Raw genomic sequence first — 20,939 nt, 5'->3', positions numbered from 1 at the left:
ATTTCGGCCGACGAACGGCCGCACCCGCCCCGGAGGAGCGAATGATGAGCCAACGACCGCAGTCAGCCACACTGAACCATGTCAGCATTCCCGCCCACGACCTTGCGGAGTCGGAGGCGTTCTATCGCGAAGTGCTGGGATGCGAGCGCGTGCAGGCGCCGAATTTCGGCTTCCCGGTGTGTTGGATGCGGCTCGGCAATTTGCAGCTCCACCTCCAGCAGGTCGGCCCGACCGCCGGCGTGCGCACCTACCAGCATTTCGCGGTCGAGGTGGCCGACTTCATGGGCGCCTACCGGGCATTGCAGGCGCGGGGCGCCTTCGAGGAAGGCACACGCTATGCCGACCTGTGGCTTTTGCCGTCGGGCGAATTACAGATGTTCGTGCGTGATCCCTCGGACAATCTGTTCGAGATCGACCATCCCGATGCCACGCAGCTTGACCTGTCGGCCTTCGAGACTCCCTTGCGCCGGCTGGAGAACGAGCAGGAACAGTCGCAGCAGAACCGGCTTGCCACCCTCTTCCTCTACCGCAAGGCGGCAGCCTGATCGCGGGCGTGCAGGGCGCGCGTGCTACACGGCAAGATTCGTGGTGATCTCGTTGCCCATCGCCTGGATGGAATGGATCAGATGCTCGAACCTGCCGGGTTCCGCGCCGACCAGCGCCGTCACGCAGGTGATGCCGATCGAGGCGACGGGAATGTTGTCCTTGCCAAAAATCGGGCGGGCGACGCAGGTCAGCCCCTCGTGGGTCTCGTTCGCGTCGATCGCATAGCCGCGCTCGCGCGTGACCGCCAGATCGATGCGCAGTGCATCCGCGTTCATGATGGTGTTGCCTGTAAGGCGGACGAACTCGATGTTGTTGATCAGTGTCTCGCGCTGTTCCTGCGGCAGGAAGGCGAGCACGGCCTTGCCCACGGCGGAACTGTAGAGCGGCTCGAGAACGCCGATGCAATGGCGGATCGAGATGATCGAATCCGACAGCGCGAAATCGGCTAGCAGCACCCGGTCGTTGACAAACAGCCCCAGATGCGTGGTCTGCTGGGTGATGCTGGCCAGCCGCTGCAACTGGTCGTGGAAGGAATCGATCAGCCGCGTTTTCTCGCGCAGCCGCGACGCCCAATAGTAGATGCGCCCGCCGACGTCATACTCCTTGGTCGTGGTGTCCTTGCGCAGGAAGCCGCGATGCTCGAGCGTCTGCAGGAAACGGAAGGCGGACGCACGATCCATGTTGAAGCGCCGTACAATATCCGACAGCTTGAGCGGCGCCGGCGCCTCGATGATCTCATCGAGGATCCGCAGGCCTTTTTCGAGGCTCTGGATGTGGCCGGCCGGACTCTCGCCCTCGTGCGCGGGGTTCGGATTGTCCAACATTGTCTCCCGAAAGTTTGATTATGAAACAATGGAATAGGCTGTCGCCCATCACCTGTCAAACGAACAAACCGGGCGCGTCTGGTTGAGCTCTGCGCCAATTCTGGCAGATTGTCGATCCGATCGCCCAGGGTGCGCCAGACACTGACAAGGTCCCCAAGACAACAATTGTTTCTCAATGACTTTGCAAACACGCCTGAACTCGGGCGACCTCAGGCCTTCAGCGCCGCCACACCCTTTCGCAGGATGACGATCACCGCCAAGGTCGCGACCACCAGCAACACCGTCGACACGACGGCGATGGTCGGGTCGATCTTGTCGCGCAGCGCGGTGAACATCACCTTGGGCAGCGTCGCATTGTTGCCGCCGGACACGAACATGGCCACCACCACCTCGTCGAGCGAAGTGACGAAGGCAAGCAGGCCGGAGGCGACGATGGGTCCGCTCACTTGCGGCAGCACGACCCTGAGCCAGGCCTGGTGCCAGCGCGCGCCCAGGCTGCGCGCGGCGCGTTCCTGGCTGAAATCGAACTGGCTGAAGGCGGCGCTCATCACCACGAACACCACCGGGATCGCCAGCGCCACATGGCCTAGCACCAGCCCGGTCATGGTGCCGACCATACCGATGCGAGCCAGCACGAAGAACAGGCCGATGGCGATGAGGATCGACGGTATCACTGCCGGCAGGACGATGAGCCCGCTGACCAGCAGCCGCCAGCGCTGGCTCAGTTGCGTGGCGCCGTAGGCGGCGAAGATGCCGATCGGCACCGACACCAGCGTGGTCAGCGTACCGGCGGTGAGCGACGCGCGCGCCGCCTGGGTCCAGGTGATGGAGTCCAGAAAGTATTGATACCAGCGCAGCGACAGCGACGGCGGCGGAAACGCCAGGAAATCCGACGATGAAAACGACATCGGTATGACGATGAAGGACGGCGCCGCCAGGAACACGACCAGCAGAATGGCAAGCAGCCATTTCAGTCGCTCGATAAGCGGCGTGTCCTCGAACCCATCAAGCATGTCAGCTCCTCTGCCGCGAAAGCAGGACGCGCTGCACCGCATAGCTCAGCGCGAACAGCAAGGCCGTGAACACCAGCAGCAGCACGCCGAGCGCGCTGGCGGCGCCCCAGTTGGAATAGTTGGACAGGCTGCGCGCGATGCGCATCGAGATGACGTTGACGTTGCCGCCGCCGAGGATGGCGGGCGTGACGTAGAAGCCAAGGCTCATCACAAAGACGAGGATCGCGCCGGCCGCAATGCCCGGCACGACGAGCGGCAGGAAAATCCGGCGATAGGTATAGGACCTGGACGCCCCCATGCTGGCCGCGGCGCGGATCAGCGCGCGGTCGATGTTGCGCATGGCCCCCAGCACCGGAAGGATGAAGATCGGCAGCATGATGTGGGTCATGCCGAGCACCGTGGCGAAATGGTTGAAGGCAAGCTCCAGCGGCGCCTTGGTGATGCCAAGCCACATCAGCATCGAATTGACGATGCCGGTGCGCTGCAGCAGCACCAGCCAGGCATAGGCCCGCACCAGCAGCGAGGTCCAGAACGGCAGCAACACCGCCGCCAGGAAAATCACGGAGCGCCTGGGCGGCAGCCCGTTGATGAAGGTGGCGAAGGGCACGCCTATCACCACGCACGCGGCCACCGTTGCCAGCGCGACCTGAAAGGTCGTGACGAAGATGCGCGCGTAGCTCGCTCCATCCAGGATGCGCTGGTAGTTCTCGAAACTTGGCTTGCCGTCCGCGCCGAAGGCCGACAGGAAGAACAGCCAGGCGCAGGGTACGAGTACGCAAAGCGCCACGACCGCCAGGCAAGGCAGCGTGAAGGCCAGGGAGACGAAGCGCTCAAGCCTGGCGTCCCATGCCAGCCGCCCGCCATTGTCGGCTTGCGCCGCAGAGTTCGGAATGGTCGCATTCAGGGCGGACATGTCTACACCTGAAGGAAATGCACGCGGTCGCGCCGAACGTGCAGGTCGATGGGCTGTCCCACCTGGAGGTCGGCGACCTCGGAACTGAAATGCTTTTGCGCGCGCGCCGTGATGGCTTGCCCGCCGGCAAGGTCGACCTGCAGCAGCCAGCTGTCGCCTTGGAAGACGACGCCTCGCAGCAGGCCGGCGACCGCAAACCAGTCGCTCTCGTGGCCGCTCCTGGCCAGGCAGAAATCCTCGCTGCGCACCATCAGCGCATGCGCCGAAGGCGCCACCGCACCGAGATCCCCAGACACAACGCCGCGCGCCTCGGCCAACGGCAATATGGTCGCCTCGCCGATGAAGCGGGCGACGAACTCGTTGGTCGGCCGCCGGTAGATGGTTTCGGGACTGTCGAGCTGGACGATCCTGCCCTTGTCCATGACGGCGACGCGATCGGCGATTGTCAGCGCCTCGCGCTGATCATGGGTCACGTAGAGCGTGGTGATCTGCAGCTTGTTGTGCAGTTCGCGGATTTCGATCTGCATCTCCTCGCGCAGGATCTTGTCGAGGGCCGATAGCGGCTCGTCCATCAGGAGCACCTTGGGCTCGAACACGATGGCGCGGGCGAGCGCCACGCGCTGACGCTGGCCGCCCGAGAGTTCGCCGATGCGCCGCGATCCGTAGCCGCCAAGCTTGACGACGTCGAGCGCCGCTAGTGCCCGCTTGCGCGCCGCGTCCTGCGGCACGCCGCGAACCTCCAGCGGAAACGTCACATTGGCCATGACGTCCATATGCGGAAACAGGGCATAGCTCTGGAAGACGACGCCGAAGCCGCGCTGGTTGGCGGGAAGCCTGACGATGTCGCTGTCGCCGAAGAAGATCCGCCCGCGATCGGGGCGGATGAAACCGGCGACGGCCATCAAGAGCGTGCTCTTGCCTGAGCCCGAGGGACCGAGAATGGCGACGAATTCACCGGCCTCCACCGTCAGGCTGACATCGTCGAGGGCGCGGAAATCGCCATACATCTTGGACACGGCCTCGATGCGGACCGATTCTGCGGAACGACTGCTCATATGACCTGTCTGGCTGCGGGTGGAGGCCGGGGAAAGAAGCATAGGGGACAGCGCCTATTCGGTCATCATGTCTTCGAACAACTGCTGGACGTGGTCGTTGTTCTTCGCCCACCAGTCGATGTCCTGAACGATCATCGCGCCCGAATTGGCCGGGCTCGTCGGCAGCACGGCCTCGGCTTCCTTGCTGATGATGCCGGTCTTGTAGGCGCCCTGGTTCAGCGGACCGTAGGAGACGTATTTGGTGAGGCCGGCCTGCGACTGCGCCGACGACATCTCGTTGATCATCTTCATCGCCTCGGCCTTGTGGGTCGAGCCCTTGGTCACCGCGAAACAGTCGTAAGTCAGGATGCCCTGGTTGTAGGTGTAGTTCACCGGGCCGCCAGCTTCCTTGGCGGTCTGGAAACGGCCGTTCCACCCGGTCGTCATGTCCACCTCGCCGTCCTTCATCAACTGCCCATGCTGCGCACCCGAAGACCACCAGACGGAGATACTGGGCTTCAGCGTTGCGATCTTGGCGATGGCGCGTTTGATTCCGTCCTCGGTGCCCAGCACCTTATAGACATCCTTGGGCGCCACGCCGTCGGCCAGCAACGCCATCTCGACCTGCGCCTCCGCGTCGGAACGCATCGAGCGCTTGCCCGGAAATTTCTCGACATTCCAGAAATCGGCCCAACTCGAAGGCGCGTCCTTGGCGTAGGTCTTGGTGTTCCATGCCATCACCGCCGCGTAGCCGTAGATGCCGACGCAATAGGGCGCCGCCGTTCCCGGCAGGAACTCGGAAGCGTCGACGGCCTTGTAGTCGATTGGCTCCAGCATGCCTTCGGCCCCGGCGATCGCCGCCTGGTAGCCACTCATGATGATGATATCGGTCTTGACCGAATTGGAGCCCACCTCGAGCCGAAGTACGTCGAGGGCGTTGTCGGCCGTCTCTTCCTTCACCTGGACGCCGAGCTTCTTGGCAGCCGGCCCCCAGAGCACGGCGCGCCCACCTTCCTGTACGGCACCGCCGGGCGTGTTGAGCGTAAGCGTTGCCTCCTCGGCGGACGCCGTTCCGGCAAACGCGGCCGCAAGAATGCCTGCAGCCAGTATCGAACCACGCATAAATCGTCTCCCACTCTTGTTCATGTCGTTGGCAATTGTTGTTTTTAACACAACGTTTATGCCTGACAATTCGATGTAAGGCCACAGAGTCACCGATTGTCAAGCAATTTCGTTGGCTTTTTGCGATGATCGCAATTTGTTTTTCTTATAAAACAATTTCTATTGATCAAGATTCCGGCGGTCGATATGGGTAACCCTGACCAAGGAGGATGGCGCCAGATGAGTGACGGCGAGGCAAAACTGATCAATCTCGCATTCCGCGTCGGCAGCGTGGCCGAAGCGGAGGCGCTGGTTGAAAGCACCGGCGGCTGGTCGAAGCGGGCCATGCACGACATCGATGGCGAACAGTTCCTGGAAGCCCGCTTTGGCGGCATCAGCATCAATTTCTTCGAGACCGCGCTCTATGACGGAAAGAACGTGCCTTCGGCCGGCGGCTTCCTGCACGCAAGCTTTGCCGTGCCGAGCCTTGCCGCCATTCTCGAAAATCCCGACTGGAACGCCAGGCTTATTTGGGGCCCCTCCACGATTCGTGGCGGCTTCGGCCATCGCCGGATCGCCTTTTTCGAACCACTACCCGGCTGCCGCATAGAATTGATGGAGGAAATCGATGATTGAAGCATCGCAGTTGCGGTTCTTCGCCCGCGCCGGCGCGGCCACCGTCTATGAAGCTTACGGGCGCATCGGCGATCTCGATCCGGGCGTGCGGACGATGGTGCCAGGCCTCGCGATTGCCGGTCCGGCCTTCTGCGTCAGCTGCGAGCGCGGCGACAATCTGGCGCTGCACCGCGCGGTGGCCGAGGCAGCGGCCGGTGACGTGATCGTGCTGTCTGGTCATGGCGAGGCCTGCGGCTATCTCGGCGACATCCTCGCCGAGGCGGCGGCATGCCGGGGCATTGCCGGCGTGGTGGTGGACGGCTTCGTGCGCGACGCGGCGGAGCTAAACAAGATGCGCTTTCCCGTATGGGCCCGGGGCCTGGCCATCCGCGGCGCAACCAAGATCCATGCCGGATCGATCGGTGCCCCGGTACAATGCGGCGGCGTCCGCATCGCGCCCGGCGACCTTGTGGTCGCTGACGACGACGGTGTGTGCGCGGTGGCGAGCGTCGATCTTGGCCGCGTCTTCGAAAGCACCGGAGAGCGCCTTGCACAGGAAATCGCGATGCGCGACCGGCTGCGCCAAGGCGCGCTGACGCTGGATCTTCTCGATCTTCGCAAATATCTGTCGGCCGCCGGCGAGGATCTGCCGCGATGATCCATTGCCGAGACTGTCGCCGGCCGCCCGCGTGCCAGTCCCTTTCGTGTCCGAGGTCATAGACGATGCCCGATGCCCAGAATGCCCTGCCGCTTGATGGCGGCCCCTATGACTTCATCGTCATTGGCGCGGGTTCGGCCGGTGCGGTGCTGGCCGCGCGCCTTAGCGAAAGCGGCCGCAAAAAGGTCCTGCTGCTCGAAGCCGGCCCCAGGGACCTGAACCCCTGGATCCACCTGCCCATGGGCTATTCCAAACTGTTCACCGACAGCCGCTACAACTGGATGTACGAGAGCGAGCCGGAGAGCGCCCTTCAAGGACGCGTGCTCTACCAGCCGCGCGGTAAGGTGCTGGGCGGATCGAGCTCCATCAACGGCATGATGTATGTGCGCGGCAACGCCGAGGATTTCGACGATTGGGCAAAGGCCGGCTGCGACGGCTGGTCTTATGACGAGGTTCTGCCCTATTTCCGCAAGGCCGAAGACCAGTCGCGCGGCGCCGACCATTGGCACGGTGTCGGCGGCCCGCTGAAAGTGTCGGACCAGTCGTTCGAGCATGAACTGCCGAACGCGCTCTGCGCGGCGGCGGTGCAGGCCGGGCTTGAGCGCAACGACGATTTCAACGGCGCCGCGCAGGACGGCTTCGGTTACTACCAGATGAACATCCACAGAGGCCGGCGCTGGAGCACGGCGCGCGGCTATCTGACCCCGGCCCGCAAGCGCGCCAACCTCAGGATCGTCACCGGTGCCCGGGTGGAGCGGATCGTCGTCGAGAACCGCGTCGCCACAGGCGTATTGTTCAGCCAAGGCGGGCAGAGGCGGATCGCGACGGCTGGCGAAATCATCCTGTCGGCAGGCACAATCGCCTCCCCGCAACTACTCATGGTGTCCGGGATCGGGGCCGCCGCGCCTATGCAGGATCTCGGCATCGGCTGCGTCCTTGACCTGCCGGAAGTCGGCCGCAACCTGCAGGACCATACCTGCGTCCAGCTGATGTTCCGCTGCACCAAGCCGATCACCGTCAACGACATCGCCAACAGTCTGGCGAGGCGGATCGGCGTCGGCATGCAATATGCTGTCACCCGCAAGGGCTACCTCGCCGAGACTGGCATCTATGTCGGCGGCTTCGCGCGTAGCGACGACACGCAAGACCGGCCGGACATCCAGATGGCGATGGCGGCCTGGAGCGTCGGCGAGCGCACGGCCAAAGGTGCGAAGCCGCATCCGTTTTCCGGCTTCAGCTTCAGCCCCGAACATGTCAATCCCGATGCGCGCGGTGCGGTCACGTTGCGCTCAGCCGATGCCATGGCCGCGCCGAGGATCAGCTTCAACTTCTTCCAGACCGAATACGACATCCGCGCCATGACCTTCGGCATAAGGTTGGTGCGCAGGATTTCCGAGCAGCCAGCCATGAAGCCCTACGTCGCCTCGGAATTGCAGCCGGGCAAGGACGTACAGACCGATGACGAGATCCTCGACTTCATCCGCCAGAAGGCGGGCTCCGACATCCATGCCGTCGGCACCTGCCGGATGGGCCCTGATGCCGGCGCCGTGGTCGATCCACGCTTGCGCGTGAACGGCATCGCTGGCCTGCGCGTGGTCGATGCCTCCATCATGCCACGCATCGTGCGAGGCAACACCCATGCCGCCGTGGTCATGATCGCGGAAAAGGCGGCGGACATGATCCTGGCCGATGCGCGATCCTGAACCCGGGCGCCTGCCCCGTCCCGAGGACCTGACACTGGCCAACTGGGACCGCGCGCCTCGCAATCGCTGGGCCTACCAACATGTGAGCGATTTCCTGCCCACGGCCCCCATCGCCGGCGCGGAACCGATGCCGCTCATAGCGGCGCACACCGGCCTCCACCTCGCCGCCCTCACCTTCGCCGACCATCGCGGCGACAGGGTCAATGCGGCGGCCGTGCTTGACGGTTCATGGACCGACGGCTTTCTCATCCTGCATCGCGGCCGGGTCGTCGTCGAGGATTACAGGAACGGCATGCGGCCCGGCAGCGTGCATCTGACGCAGTCGGTTTCGAAATCGGTCGTGGCAGCGCTGGCGGGCATCCTCCATCACCGGGGCAGTCTCCCGCTGGACAGGACCGTGGCGGCCTATGTGCCCGAATTCTCGGACTGCGCTTATCGTGACGTTACCATCAGCCAGTTGCTGGACATGACCAGCGGCGTGCACTTCCCCGAGGATATGGCCGACCCCGTGTCCGGCATCGGCCTGATGGATATCGCGGTCGGCTGGAAGCCCGCGTCGGCGGAAAATACGAGCCCGGGGACAGTGCGCAAGCTGGTGGGATCCTTGCGCGGCCTGTCGCGCCCGCACGGCCAGGAGTTCGAGTACCGGTCGATGGAAACCGAAGTGCTGGGTCTTTGTATCGAGGCGGCCGTGCGGGGCAGGCTCGCCGACCTCGTTTCCGAACTGATCTGGCGACCCATGGGCGCCGAGGACGAGGCGAATTTCGCGGTCGATCCGGAAGGATATGCCATCGCCGACGGCGGCCTGTCGGCAAGCCTGCGCGATCTCGGCCGCTTCGGCCTGATCTACGCGCAGGACGGCTGCACCAACGGCAGGCAGATCGTGCCGGAGCAATGGGTGGCGCACACACGCATCGGCGACACCAGCCTGTTTCCCGAGCGCTACCGGGCCGACCGCCCCAATGGCGCCTACCGCAACCAGTTCTGGATCGCCGATGTCGATGCCCCGGTCATCCTGGCGCTGGGGGTCTACGGGCAGATGATCTATATAGATCATCAACGGGATTTCGTCGGGGTGAAACTGTCGACCTGGCCGGAGGCTATCAACCCGGACATGCGCATCGACATGCAGAACCTGATGGGGACGATCGCCGAGAATCTCAGTTCGATCTGAAGGCGGTCTGACGGTTTCGGCTGAAATTCGGAGACGTGCGGTACTCGGTTTGGCTCTCGGGCTTATGTGGCTGAAGGTCGCTGTGCTGACCGCTTGCCGCCGTTGCTTTCTCCCGCGCCGCGCGACGGTTAATAAGGGCGAGACCATGAACGGATTGTAGAACTCCTCCGGGGCCAAGTGCGCTGAAGAAGGCGCGGCCTTGGCCGAACGGATGGCGACATCACTATGTTCAAGAACATCGGTGGCAGTCGTTGGCGCTTCACGCCAGGGTTTCGAGTTCTGCGTCGTGAGCTGACATCACTCTCGTTTCGAGGTACCCGGAAATCCCTGTTTCCAAGCAACGGCCCCTGGGATCCCACATGCATCTCCACACATGAGCGCCAACCCTGCGCGCGTTAAGCGATACCGCCGAAGCAGAGATATTTGAGTTCCGTGAAGTCATCGAGGCCGTACTTCGAGCCTTCCCGCCCAAAGCCTGACTGCTTGATGCCGCCGAACGGCGCCACTTCCGTCGAAATCAGGCCAGTGTTGATGCCGACCATGCCGTACTCAAGGGCTTCGGCCACAGCCCAGACGCGCGACATATCCTTGGCGTAGAAATAGGCCGCCAGCCCAAACTCGGTGTCATTCGCCATGGCAATGACATCCTCGACGGTATCGAAACGGAACAGGGGTGCCAGGGGACCAAACGTTTCTTCACGGGCTACCGCCATTTTGGCTGTCACGTCGGTCAGGACGGTCGGCCAGATGAAATTGCCGCCCAGGGGGTGGTCCGGGCCGCCGGCCACGATGCTGGCGCCATGAGCGACGGCGTTCTCGATGTGGCGCCTGACCTTGGCCACGGCGCGATCGTCGACCAAGGGACCGATCTCGGTGCCTTCCGCGAAGCCGTCGCCCACCTTGAAAGCTTTCACACGGCGGGCAAGCTTTTCCGCAAACTCCTCGTAAATGCCGGTCTGCACGTACAGGCGGTTGGCGCAAACGCAGGTCTGTCCGGCATTTCGATACTTGGAGACCACGGCTCCCTCGACAGCAGCGTCGATGTCGGCATCGTCGAACACGATAAACGGTGCGTTGCCGCCCAGCTCCATGCTGAGCTTCATCACCTGGGCCGATGCTTGCGCCATAAGCGTGCGGCCGACTTCAGTGGATCCGGTAAAGGTGAGTTTGCGTACCTTTTCGTTTTCGCAGACCTCATCACCGAAGTCCGAACTCTTGGTGATCGGGACCACGCTCAGCAAGCCGGCCGGGACCCCTGCCCTTTCCGCAAGCACGGCCAGTGCCAAGGCAGACAGAGGGGTCAGGGCTGCCGGTTTGAAGACCATCGAACAGCCGACCGCCAAGGCCGGAGCGATCTTGCGCGCCACCATCGCCGAAGGAAAATTCCAAGGCGTCACGGCCCCGACGACGCCTACGGGTTGCTTGATTACGACGATCCGCTTGTCACGAGCATGCCCAGGGATGGTGTCACCATAGACGCGCTTGGCCTCCTCGCCGAACCATTCGATGTAGGACGCGCCGTAAAGGATTTCGCCTTTCGACTCTGCGAACGGCTTGCCCATCTCGGCGGTCAAGATGGTGGCCAGATCATCCAGATTCGCGATTGTGAGATCGTACCAGCGACGCAGAACGGCAGCGCGCTCCTTGCCCGTACGGGCAGCCCATTCCTTCTGCGCCACATAAGCTGCGTCGATGGCTTTCGCGATTTCCACTCGCGTGAAATCCGGCAATGTCGCCAGCACCTCGTTCGTTGACGGGTTGGTAACGTCGAAGGTTTGGCCGGACTGCGATCGACCGAGCCATTCTTTGCCGATCAATCCCGCTTCGCGGACCAGGTCCTTATCCTTGATCCTGCTTAGGAGCGTCGCTGATACGGCCATGACTATTCACCTTTACTGGATTGCTGGCGCCCGCAATTAAACATCAGGCGCTCCGCGCGATACGGACTTGGGGACGAACATCCCCGCGGCGTCGAAGAGCCCCAGCGAACGTCTCGAGCGGTTCCGAACTGCCGCCGGCGACAAGTTGCGTACGGGCTTTTGCGCAGCGGAGACACGTCTTGCGGGGGCGGTTTCCACTACGATCTTGGCTCCCCATGATTCAGGTGACGGTCGTTCCATCCAGCGCGCCTGGCATGGCTCGCTCCCTATCCTGCTTTTCCGATACCATCGCACCGGAAGGGGGCTCTCCGTCAAATAGCGTTTTGTAATGGGAGATATAGCGAAACGGCACACTCGGCTCCCTACGGGGTGATGGTAGGGCCACGAGGCAATGCCTCTTATTCTAGGCCTGTCCCAGCGGCACCGTGTCTGCGCTACCCTGCGATTTCTTCAGCCGCTGCGCCAACCGGCGGATTTCGTCAATCAGGATGGGGAGGACGACGTGCTGGGCCGCGCTTTCCTGCGGCCGCACCAGGGCGATGGTTCGCGTCATGTCCCTGTCGGCGATGGCGGAGGCACTCAATGCGTGTTGAGAGAGTTCACGGGCAACGCTTGAGTGAGGCAGAATGGTTGCATATTGCGTGGCCTTATCCGCGATCACGGTTTTGACCGCGCCAAGGGAATCGAGTTCCAGCTCCGGCTTGAGGGCAATGCCCCTTGCCCGGTAGACCCGATCGATAATTCGCCGCAACTCATGGATTTCGCTGGGGAGGATCAGCTTCAGACGGCTGATATCGCTGAGCTGGCGCGGTGGTTGGAGCTTCACGCCGGCATAGGACGTTACAAGTACAAGACGCTCTGAGAACAGATCGACGATATCGAGCCTTTCCGGCGAAGTGGGCCGATAGGTGAGCGCGGCGTCGAGACGTCCGCCCCGCATGAGGCTGGCGAGGTCGCCGCTGTAGGCCTCGACCACGTTCAGCGTCACGCCCTGACATTGACCTCCGACGAAACTGCGGATGTCCTCGAGGAACAGCGAAGCGATAGTTGGGCAGATGCCCAGCGATATCTCGCCTTTCAGTCCATTGGAACGCCGACGCATCTCGCGAACGGCGTCATCCAGGCCATCAATGTGAAGGCGGGATTGACCCAGCAGGAACCGGCCTTCTGCCGTAGGCTCGGCGCCCCGTCCGCTGCGGTTGATCAGGGAAACCCCGACCTCCTTCTCAAGCAGTTTGATCTGCCGCGTCAGCGAAGGCTGCGCTACGCCGATGGATTGGGACGCGCGAGAAAATCCCCCGTGCTCGCACACCGCAATGAAATAGCGCAGGCGCCTGAGATCGATGCCCTCCATCTCCCCGCTACCTGCCCGTGACACGGTCAAGGAGCCGGGCAATCCACGGCGTCGTGGTTGGCTCAAACAAGGGGTTGACGTCAGGCATGAGGTTGATCTGGTGGCGCGGCAGTTGATCTATCACGGATAGCCGGCCCTGATAGGCTAGCCACCACACGATGAAGACGCCGACGAACCAGAACAGGACCTGCCAGATTAGCAGCGATGGCACGCCCGGCGCCACGACAGCTCCGGCAAAAATCGGCTCGCTGAAGAACTTGTTGCCTAGGATCGCTCCAGGCCCGAGCGCGAAGAACGCCCAGAGCAGGGTCAGCGACCATTTCGCGGTCGTGGCCGCAGGGTTGCCATTACGCGCCGGTTGGCTTTTCTCAAATGCATCGTGGAGGCGGTCCCTGCGATCTCTTTCAGCGCCACTTCGCGTGAACAGAGAGACCAGGAGGCACGCCGCAAAATTCGGGATCAGCCCCCATCCGGCCGAATGCACCGATAGAGGCCAACGACCCCACGGCAGGTCGATGAACAGTCGCTCGAACAAGACCAAGCCGAAGCTCTCTGTAAACACCACGAAGAGACCTCCGACAATTAGCCCCGTCAGCACACCGCTGCGGCTAATCCAACGCACCCAGCAAAGGCCTAGTACTGCCGGCAGGAGCTGCACGGACAGACTGAGCGTGAGAGACGAAAAGATCGTCGCGCCAAGCGGCGCATAACTCGCGGCGATGGCGACGGCGCCATAGACGAGGGCCAAGGTTACACGTGCCGCAAACCGCATCGTGCGTTGGTCCATGCCCGGAACAATGTAGCGGGAAGTGAGCTCGAGCGTGCAAATGGAAGCACCCGATCCGGCGAAAAACGCCACGGCAATTTGGGATGCCGCCACCAAAAGAACAATGAAGCCCACCGCCACCATCTGGTCGAGCGATGCCAGGCGCGTGGTGAAGGCGGCCAGGCCCCCTCCTGCCGCGATCTCGCCGGCCAGGATCGGCCCCACCAATATCAGTGCACCGGCCGCGACCCCCGCGATCATCCAGACCTGGCCAAATGCAAAGCCGCGATGCGGCTTACTTGTCATGCCGAGGAAGCTGAACCCGGGACTGATGGCGATGCCGCCCAAGGAGAGTGCGAACGTCAATCCCGCAAACGTCGTCCAGATGCCTCCGATCGGGAGTTCCTTGCCGATACCGGCTGTGAACTGGATCACTCCGGGGATCATGTCGGGCAGCACGCCCCCGGTTGTCGCAATGCCGCCAGCGGTAAACGCGAGCTTGCCAACTGTGAAGCCCGTGAAACCGCCGAAGAACAGAAGGAGGGCCAAGGCCAGCAAGGACTGGGCGGCAACGAAATAGGCGGTGCCGCGCCAGCCGCCGATCACGCTGCAAACGAAGAGCGCAAACGCAATCGCCCAGATTGCAAGCCCGGACGGGATGTCGCCCGCGGTTGAAGCGTCCACCAGTTCGCCCGCCTGAGACAGAGCCATCGCCGCGAACGGGATGGTGAAGAGAAACAACAAGACAAGCATGAAAATGCGCAGGGTGGTGCTGCCAAAATAATCGCCGAGCAGGTCACCCAGGGTTCGCAACGAGGTCAGTCTCGAAGCGAGCCAAAGGCGCTTCTGCGTGAGGGTTGCGACCAGGGCGACACAGATGATCCCGACAGCAATCTGATTGTATTGCAGGCCGAAGGTGGAGAGCAAAACCAGGTGGTCCGAAAGGCTGAGACTTGCCAAGGTAATGCCGGCACCAGCGAAGATGATCACCCAAGGCGGCAATGATTGACCGCCGTCCACGAAGTCAGACGCCTGCTGGGTGTGACGGCCGCTGATGGTTGCGAGATAGAGACCGAAGACCGCAACGATAGCGAGTATGGAAACCAGCAGGGGGGTCATTCGGAGGCTCGCGTCGAACGGGTTGAATCTCGGTCGCCCGAACGGAAGTCGCGGATGGCGTCGAACCCTTCAAATGCCTGTCGCGCTCCATACCGGATGATCAGGTAGAAAATCACCACGGCCCCTGTGGTGATAAAGCCGACGCTGAGCGGCATGAAGTTATGCACGGCCAATGGCGCGCCAACGAGCGACAGAGCTACGAAAAGGACGAGGCCGAATCCATAGATGATGAGGCCAAGTCCCAATTCGCGGGGCGAGAACCCTGTGCCGTAAACAGCATTGACGATCACATGCGCCACAAATCCCGCCAGAATAATCGCGAACCCGGAGAGGAGATAAGGCGCCCCGCCTTGGCCGAATCCGTAGTCAAACAAGAATGCGGCCGGCAGGGCCGCTGCCAACCAGCACGCCATAACCAGGGCGTGGCGGTCTAGCGTTTCATTTGGGCCGAGCGGGGTCATGAAAGGTTCTCGCTAAAGCGGGCCGCGTTCAGTCGTCCTTGTCCTTGGGAGCATCCGGCCCCTGGAAGTTGCGGAACGACATCCCGCCCGCGCTCCCGAGATTCTCGATCGGCAGCCCGAGGTCCTTCATGAGCCCGTCTACGAACGCTACCTGGGTGCGGTACTTCATGGCGGAGTTCACGACGCGATCCGTCATGTTGCCGCCACCCGAGCCGCCATTGCCCGCGCCAGCCGTTTCCGAGGGGCTGTTGAGGCCTGGCAGTCCATCGACCTGCAGGATCTTGATAGATTCGATATTTTCCATCGGCTTGACCGTCTCGCGAATAATACTCGGCAGATTGCTGACGAGGTTCTCGTAGATGGCACTCCGCCTGCTGGCGTCCGAACGGGTGTTTTCCGACTCGTTGAGCATGCGCTGCCCGGCGGCGTCTTTGGCGTAGCGGATTTCGGCTGCGTTGGACTCGGCGATTTCAGCCTGCGCCCTTAGTTCCGTAGCTTCCTTCTCGGCTTTTGCCGAAGAGACCACGCGTTGGGCGTCGCGCTCGATCCTGGACGAAGACTGGATAAGCTCGATCCGCTTGATGCGTTCGGCCACCTCTTCTTCGCGTGCGCTGTTGACCTGCTCTTCCTGTTCAACCTGCTTTTTCAGGGCTTCCGCGGCTTCCGTCTTCGCGTAGGCTTCCTCGATCGACTTGTTGATCACCGCGATGAGCCGTTCCTTGTCGACGATTTCAACCTCCTTCTGCTGTTGGATCTCATACTTGTCGACAAACTTCCGCGCCGCGATGCGCAGCTCATCAATCTGGCGGTTGGCCTCGATCGACGCGTCCTGGATTTCTTGGAATGCCTTGGTCTCGGCAAGCTTGATTTTCTGGTTTTTCTCGATCTCGAGTTGCACGATTTCCTCGTCAACCCTCAAGCGTTCGACGTCGACATCGTAACGCTTCTGCAGGCGCGCCTTTTCCTGGTCCGCTTCGGCAAGCTCATTGCTGATGCGAACTTCTTTTGACTTCGCCACGGCCAGCAATTCAATGGTTTTGTCGGTTTCGATACGGTGTGTCTCGGTGACCCGTTGGCTCTGCAGTTTGGCCTGGTCGATCTCGGCCGATGACGTCGTCTCAATAATCGACAACTCCTGTCGCGACCGGATTTCCGACTCCTTCACATGCTGCTCGTTTTCGATCCTCTCGGCCTCGACTTCCCGGCGGTTCTGGATCCGTTGCATCTCCAGCTCGCGGCGCGACATGATCTCCGTCAATTCAGTCTCTTGCTGTTTCTTGATCTCCAGCGACCGCACCTCCGACTGGGTAGTGATCCGTTCGGAATCAATCAGTCGGTCCTTGGCGATCCGGATCCGCTCGCCTTCTTGCTCGCTGCGAATCCTGGCGTTTTGAATACTGATCGTGGAACTGGACCGCTCTGCCTCGATTTCCGCCAGCTGGGAGGCCTTGCGGATTTCGATTGCCTGCGTCTGTTCAATGCGGGCGTACTCAAGGTCACGCTCGATCTCCAGAGCTCGCTGCTCTGTCTCGAAATCCTTGAGCTTGATACCGATCCGCGATTCGTTTTCGATGCGGTTGCGGAGCTGACGGCGCTCCTCAATCTGCTCGGTCAGCTGCGTCAGTCCTTCAGCATCGAACGCGTTGGACGGGTCAAATACAGAAATGGCGGTCTGGTTGAGGTTGGTCAGCGAGGCGTTTTCAAGCTCGAGACCGTTGGAGCCGAGAGTTGTCGCCGCCAGAGCGGCGACCTCGCTCATGTAACGACCGCGGTTGGTGTGGATCTCATCCATCGTCATTGTGGAAGCGATGGCCGACATTGCGTCGACGAACCGGCCCTGAACGATCTCTTTTAACGCGGCCGGATTCTGGGTGCGCTCGCCGAGCGTCCGGGCGGCGGTCGAGACACCGGCTTCCGTCGGCACGACCCGCACGAAGAACTCGGCGATGATATCGATGCGCATCTTGTTCCTGGTGATCAGGGATTGCTCGCCGAGCCTCCTGATTTCCACCGGGATCGCGTTCATGTTGACGCGAGTGATGTCGTGGACGATCGGGATGATCAGCGCACCACCGCCCATGACCACTCGCTCGCCCCCGAGGCCGGTCCGGACGAAGGACTGGTCTTTTGACGAGTGTCTGTAAAGCCAGTGCAGCAGATAGACACCGATCGCGATGATGATCGTTATGAGAATAACGATTGCGATCACATCTGAGCCATTCATGGGAAGATCCTCCACTTAACCGCGGGCGCCGAGCAGATTGGCGCGAAGATTGACAGCCCTCAGAAACGCTCCTCGCCGGCGACGGCAAGTACGATCATTGAGACGGCGATGAGATTGATAAGGTCAGCAACGGTGTAGAGCACGATGATCGGCGCCACATGTCCCGTGCCGATAACGACATCCACGAAATGCAGGATCGAGTAGATCGCCCAACCGATGGTCAGGATCAGCCTGATCCAGAAATAACCGAGCCGGATTGGCCGCGTCGACTTGCTGACGGCATCCGCCATCGCGCCGAAATACATCTCGCCGAGAATGTAGAGCCAGAAGGCGATCGACAGCAGCACGCCAAGGGTTGGATTGAAAATCCGTGCGTCACCAAGGTACCGTGCGAGAACCATCAGGATTGCAGCTGCCAGTGTCCGCCAGAAGACACCGACAGGCACTTTTCCCGCGATACTCGCAAAGAAGAACACCGAGGCCACCTGCATCGGCTGAACCACAAACCACGCAACATAGCGCGAAGCCGCACTGAGCTGCTGGCCCGTCAGCCAGATGTTCGATGCGGCGTAGTATTCAATACCCGATGCGAGAAGCGCGACGCCTGACAGGGCCAGCGGAACCCGCCACCGCTCGGACGTCCACGTCAGGCCCAGCATCGCCAGGGCAGCGGTTGCAAACGTGGCAAGGGTAGCAACGCTGAGCGCGGTGCTCACAACGGCGCTGGACTGAAAGAGTGTTCCAAACATGGGCTTTCCCTAAACTTGGGCTCTGATGTCTGGGGCGCGGCCGTAGAGCGCGACCATCGGCAGGATCAGAAGACCGAAAATGAACTGTTGCCATTCGTATTTGAGCCCGATGCCGATCAGGAAGGCACTCAGGACTTGCAGGACGAGAACCCCGATCACTGTGTAGCCATAGCCGCCGTACCCGCCCATGAGCGAGGTTCCGCCGATCACCACCGCTGCCAGGGTTGTGAAAAGATACTGGTCACCGACCCCGATGAATCCGCCGCCGCTCCATCCCAGCAGCAGGCATCCTGTCAGCGCGGCCGAGAAGCCGCTTATGGTGTAGGCCACGGTCCAGTATTTGAACTCAGAGACACCGATGAGCTTGGCGGAACGGCGATTGCCGCCAAGAGCATAAATATACCTGCCAAAGGCGGAATACCGCAGTCCGACAATGACGATGATCGCAATGACGATCCACAGGAGGATTGTCGGCGGAACGGCCAAACCGAAGGTACGACCATTCATGGCGGCGAGGTTCTGGAGCCATTTGGGCACTGTCCCAAAAACATTGCCGCCAAATGACGATCCGATGCTGGTCAGGATCTGGACCAGACCTGCAATCGCAAAGCCCATGCCGAGCGTCAGGATCAAAGCCTGGCCCTGCAGCCTGTATGACAGGACGCCGTTGAGGAAACCCAGAGTGGCGCCGATGATCAGCACAAAGACGACTGCCAACCACGATGGCACGCCGAGCCCGATCAGGAAGAGCAGCCCGATATTCGAAGACCCGATGACAAATGGGATGGACAGGTCCAAGCCGCCCAGCAGCGCAACCAGCGTTTGGCCAACACAGGCGATACCCAGGAAAGCGGCAAACAGCAGAATTGCCTTGATATTGGGAGCGGAGAGAAACCCGTTGATCGTGAAGGAGCTGATCACAATCAGCGCCAGCAGGACAATCAGCCCGATAAACGCACTCCGGCCGTGAGCGAAACGGTTGCTGACCTTGAACGCGAAGACCAGGATCGCTTCCAGCAGCAGGAAGGCGATCAGGTTGCCAAGGCTTCTGAAGGACGGGACCGTAGCGGTGATCAGCAGGTACACAATCAGCATCACCGACATGGTGATGATCAGAACCCGGTTACCGGCCCAGACGCCGCCGGCAGCGGTGGGCGCGCTCCCAGACTCCAGTGACGAAGGCCGCGGCTCAAATATGACCGCGATGTAATTGATGAGCCAGAAAAGCACAGCGGCCAGCACGACCGTGTAGAGAATGACAACCTGGGCGCTGATTCCCTGCCAGAATCCCAAGCCAAAGCTGATCGCGGCGACTACGAACGTGACCGCCAGGTTAAGCCACACCAGAGGGCGCGATCGCGGAACAAACAGGCCGCCACTGCGGCTGCCGTCGCCAAACGTCTGGGTCATGTCGGGATCCCCACCAATTGTCCTGCCGCCATAATGCCGGCCGCATGGCTTTGCTCGCCGACGACCAGAAACAGGAGCAGGATGAGTGCCGAGACGAACACATAGATGAACGCGCCGAGGCGCACTGATACGGCTTCAGACACGACCACACGGACCGTAAAGGTCAGCACGGCCAGTATCGCGGCGAAGCCAAAGACAGCCTTTTGAAGCGGGGAAAGGTCGGGCAAAGCGGCTCCGCTTCCCGGTTGCGGGGGCAGCAGCAAATAGCGGGTCAACACGTCCGGATTGGTCTTCAAGGCATCATTGGCTACCGCCGCCACGCCATAGGTATCGCGGGTGCTGACATACAGCATGATCCCGAGAACCACGCAGCCCAGGACGACAAATGCCGCAAAGGGCGAAATGAAATAAAGGTATCGCCCGATAACAGGGACGAGCAGGGTCAGCAGCAGCGAGAGAACGAGGATCAGCCCATAGAAAAGCTGCGTCACAAACGCTTGCGTCGAGCCGAAATTGAACGTGGCGAGCACATAGCCGATCAGGAAGAGGTTGAGCGCGCCGAGCAGCCCACCCGCCACGCCACCGCGCCCGCCGGACAGGCTGACGCCCCCGAGCACGAGGGCGGTCACCGCCGTCAGCGTCATGGTGGTGCCCTGTGTCGGATCTCCGGAGGAAATCAGCGCGGTATAGCAGATCGCGCCGAGGCCGACGAAGAGACCGGCGATGACATGAGCACCGATCCGAACCACGTTGATGCGCACGCCGCTGGTGTAGGCCGCGCGCTCATCGTAACCCATCAGACGCAGGTTTGCGTAGAACGAGGTCATGGTGAACAGCAACCATGCCGCGATAGCCAGCAACACGATCAGAAGGACCGGTGAAAAGATGGTGTTGCCGAGGCCCCATGACGACATCCAGTCAGGCGCGGTGCCGCCAGGTCTCGGGAGGATGACGAGGTTGATGCCGGTCAGGGCCAGAAAGCCACTCAGCGCTACAATGATCGGCTGGACACGCACGAATATGATGATGAGGGCGAAAAAGAGCTGGTAGAGCACGCCGATCCCAAGGGCGACCAGGATGACACCAAAGGGACCCGTCACGATGCCAAGCCCGTTGAGCTTGACGATCGTGACATTGATGAAAGCGAGCAGCGGCCCGATTGCCAAGTCGACAGTGCCGCGTCCCGCCACAGCCAGGGCCATGAGGGAGAATGTCGCCAGTATCAGGGGCGCCGACACGATGATCGCGCTGCCGAAACCCGATAACGATACGAGGTTCGGCCCCCTGATGACCGCAGTGCTCAGGAGCAGCGCGATCAGCAGGATCGGGACCAGCAGGTAGGTGTTTTGGGAGGCCCTGGACTGCGACATTACCATTTGTCTTTCGTTGCTAACG

18 protein-coding genes are annotated in these 20,939 nt (G+C 61.7%); 5 read left to right on the top strand and 13 right to left on the bottom strand.

Annotated elements, in window-relative coordinates; genetic code table 11:
* Positions 1-44: 44 nt before the first annotated feature.
* Entirely contained in the window at positions 45-545 is a 501-nt protein-coding gene (locus FJ977_RS26465) for a VOC family protein (protein WP_181180079.1), read from the top strand.
* 24 nt (positions 546-569) lie between these two features.
* Here FJ977_RS26465 and FJ977_RS26460 read toward each other — a convergent pair whose 3' ends face one another.
* From FJ977_RS26460 to FJ977_RS26440, 5 genes are all read right to left on the bottom strand, one after another.
* On the bottom strand, positions 570-1,370 hold the full coding sequence (locus FJ977_RS26460) for an IclR family transcriptional regulator (RefSeq protein ID WP_140775097.1): 801 nt from the start codon (positions 1,368-1,370) through the stop codon (positions 570-572).
* Between the two features lie 209 nt (positions 1,371-1,579).
* Complete coding sequence (locus FJ977_RS26455) at positions 1,580-2,383, bottom strand: ABC transporter permease (RefSeq protein WP_181180078.1); 804 nt, start codon at positions 2,381-2,383, stop codon at positions 1,580-1,582.
* A gap of 1 nt (position 2,384) precedes the next feature.
* Positions 2,385-3,296, bottom strand: a complete 912-nt coding sequence (locus tag FJ977_RS26450; RefSeq protein ID WP_140775095.1) for an ABC transporter permease — start codon at positions 3,294-3,296, stop codon at positions 2,385-2,387.
* A 2-nt stretch (positions 3,297-3,298) separates the two neighbouring features.
* Complete coding sequence (locus tag FJ977_RS26445; protein WP_140775094.1) at positions 3,299-4,351, bottom strand: ABC transporter ATP-binding protein; 1,053 nt, start codon at positions 4,349-4,351, stop codon at positions 3,299-3,301.
* Positions 4,352-4,405: 54 nt separating this feature from the next.
* Positions 4,406-5,452, bottom strand: a complete 1,047-nt coding sequence (locus FJ977_RS26440) for an ABC transporter substrate-binding protein (protein WP_181180077.1) — start codon at positions 5,450-5,452, stop codon at positions 4,406-4,408.
* Between the two features lie 219 nt (positions 5,453-5,671).
* Between FJ977_RS26440 and FJ977_RS26435 the strand changes: the two genes are divergently transcribed.
* The 4 genes from FJ977_RS26435 (at position 5,672) to FJ977_RS26420 (ending at position 9,581) form a co-directional block, all read left to right on the top strand.
* Positions 5,672-6,067, top strand: a complete 396-nt coding sequence (locus FJ977_RS26435) for a hypothetical protein (RefSeq protein ID WP_140775092.1) — start codon at positions 5,672-5,674, stop codon at positions 6,065-6,067.
* The gene (locus FJ977_RS26430) at positions 6,060-6,704 is read left to right on the top strand and encodes a 4-carboxy-4-hydroxy-2-oxoadipate aldolase/oxaloacetate decarboxylase (protein ID WP_140775091.1); all 645 of its coding nucleotides are present in this window, start codon (positions 6,060-6,062) and stop codon (positions 6,702-6,704) included. Before FJ977_RS26435 ends, FJ977_RS26430 begins: the two co-directional genes overlap by 8 nt.
* Positions 6,705-6,769: 65 nt before the next feature.
* The gene (locus FJ977_RS26425; protein WP_140775090.1) at positions 6,770-8,407 is read left to right on the top strand and encodes a choline dehydrogenase; all 1,638 of its coding nucleotides are present in this window, start codon (positions 6,770-6,772) and stop codon (positions 8,405-8,407) included.
* On the top strand, positions 8,394-9,581 hold the full coding sequence (locus FJ977_RS26420; protein ID WP_140775089.1) for a serine hydrolase: 1,188 nt from the start codon (positions 8,394-8,396) through the stop codon (positions 9,579-9,581). Before FJ977_RS26425 ends, FJ977_RS26420 begins: the two co-directional genes overlap by 14 nt.
* A 395-nt stretch (positions 9,582-9,976) precedes the next feature.
* Here FJ977_RS26420 and FJ977_RS26415 read toward each other — a convergent pair whose 3' ends face one another.
* The 8 genes from FJ977_RS26415 to FJ977_RS26380 form a co-directional block, all read right to left on the bottom strand.
* Positions 9,977-11,461 carry an NAD-dependent succinate-semialdehyde dehydrogenase gene (locus FJ977_RS26415; protein WP_140775088.1) on the bottom strand — a complete coding sequence of 495 codons (1,485 nt, stop codon included), beginning with the start codon at positions 11,459-11,461 and terminating at the stop codon, positions 9,977-9,979.
* Between the two features lie 403 nt (positions 11,462-11,864).
* Entirely contained in the window at positions 11,865-12,815 is a 951-nt protein-coding gene (locus tag FJ977_RS26410) for a LysR substrate-binding domain-containing protein (RefSeq protein ID WP_140775087.1), read from the bottom strand.
* Positions 12,816-12,822: 7 nt separating this feature from the next.
* Positions 12,823-14,700: a hypothetical protein gene (locus tag FJ977_RS26405; RefSeq protein ID WP_140775086.1), complete on the bottom strand. Its 1,878-nt coding sequence runs from the start codon at positions 14,698-14,700 to the stop codon at positions 12,823-12,825.
* Positions 14,697-15,161 (bottom strand): hypothetical protein, encoded by a 465-nt coding sequence (locus FJ977_RS26400; protein WP_140775085.1) that lies wholly within the window; start codon positions 15,159-15,161, stop codon positions 14,697-14,699. The genes FJ977_RS26405 and FJ977_RS26400 overlap by 4 nt, the downstream gene beginning before the upstream one ends.
* A gap of 28 nt (positions 15,162-15,189) precedes the next feature.
* Complete coding sequence (locus FJ977_RS26395) at positions 15,190-17,385, bottom strand: flotillin domain-containing protein (protein WP_140775084.1); 2,196 nt, start codon at positions 17,383-17,385, stop codon at positions 15,190-15,192.
* 59 nt (positions 17,386-17,444) lie between these two features.
* Positions 17,445-18,134: a bacteriorhodopsin gene (locus FJ977_RS26390; RefSeq protein ID WP_140775083.1), complete on the bottom strand. Its 690-nt coding sequence runs from the start codon at positions 18,132-18,134 to the stop codon at positions 17,445-17,447.
* Between the two features lie 9 nt (positions 18,135-18,143).
* Entirely contained in the window at positions 18,144-19,544 is a 1,401-nt protein-coding gene (locus FJ977_RS26385) for an ABC transporter permease (protein WP_140775082.1), read from the bottom strand.
* A complete protein-coding gene (locus FJ977_RS26380; protein WP_140775081.1) occupies positions 19,541-20,920 on the bottom strand; it encodes an ABC transporter permease in 1,380 nt (459 codons plus the stop codon). Before FJ977_RS26380 ends, FJ977_RS26385 begins: the two co-directional genes overlap by 4 nt.
* Positions 20,921-20,939 lie beyond the last annotated feature (19 nt).

This window comes from Mesorhizobium sp. B2-1-3A, from assembly GCF_006442655.1.
GTDB lineage: Bacteria > Pseudomonadota > Alphaproteobacteria > Rhizobiales > Rhizobiaceae > Mesorhizobium.
This window is presented reverse-complemented; position numbering and strand designations above follow the sequence as displayed.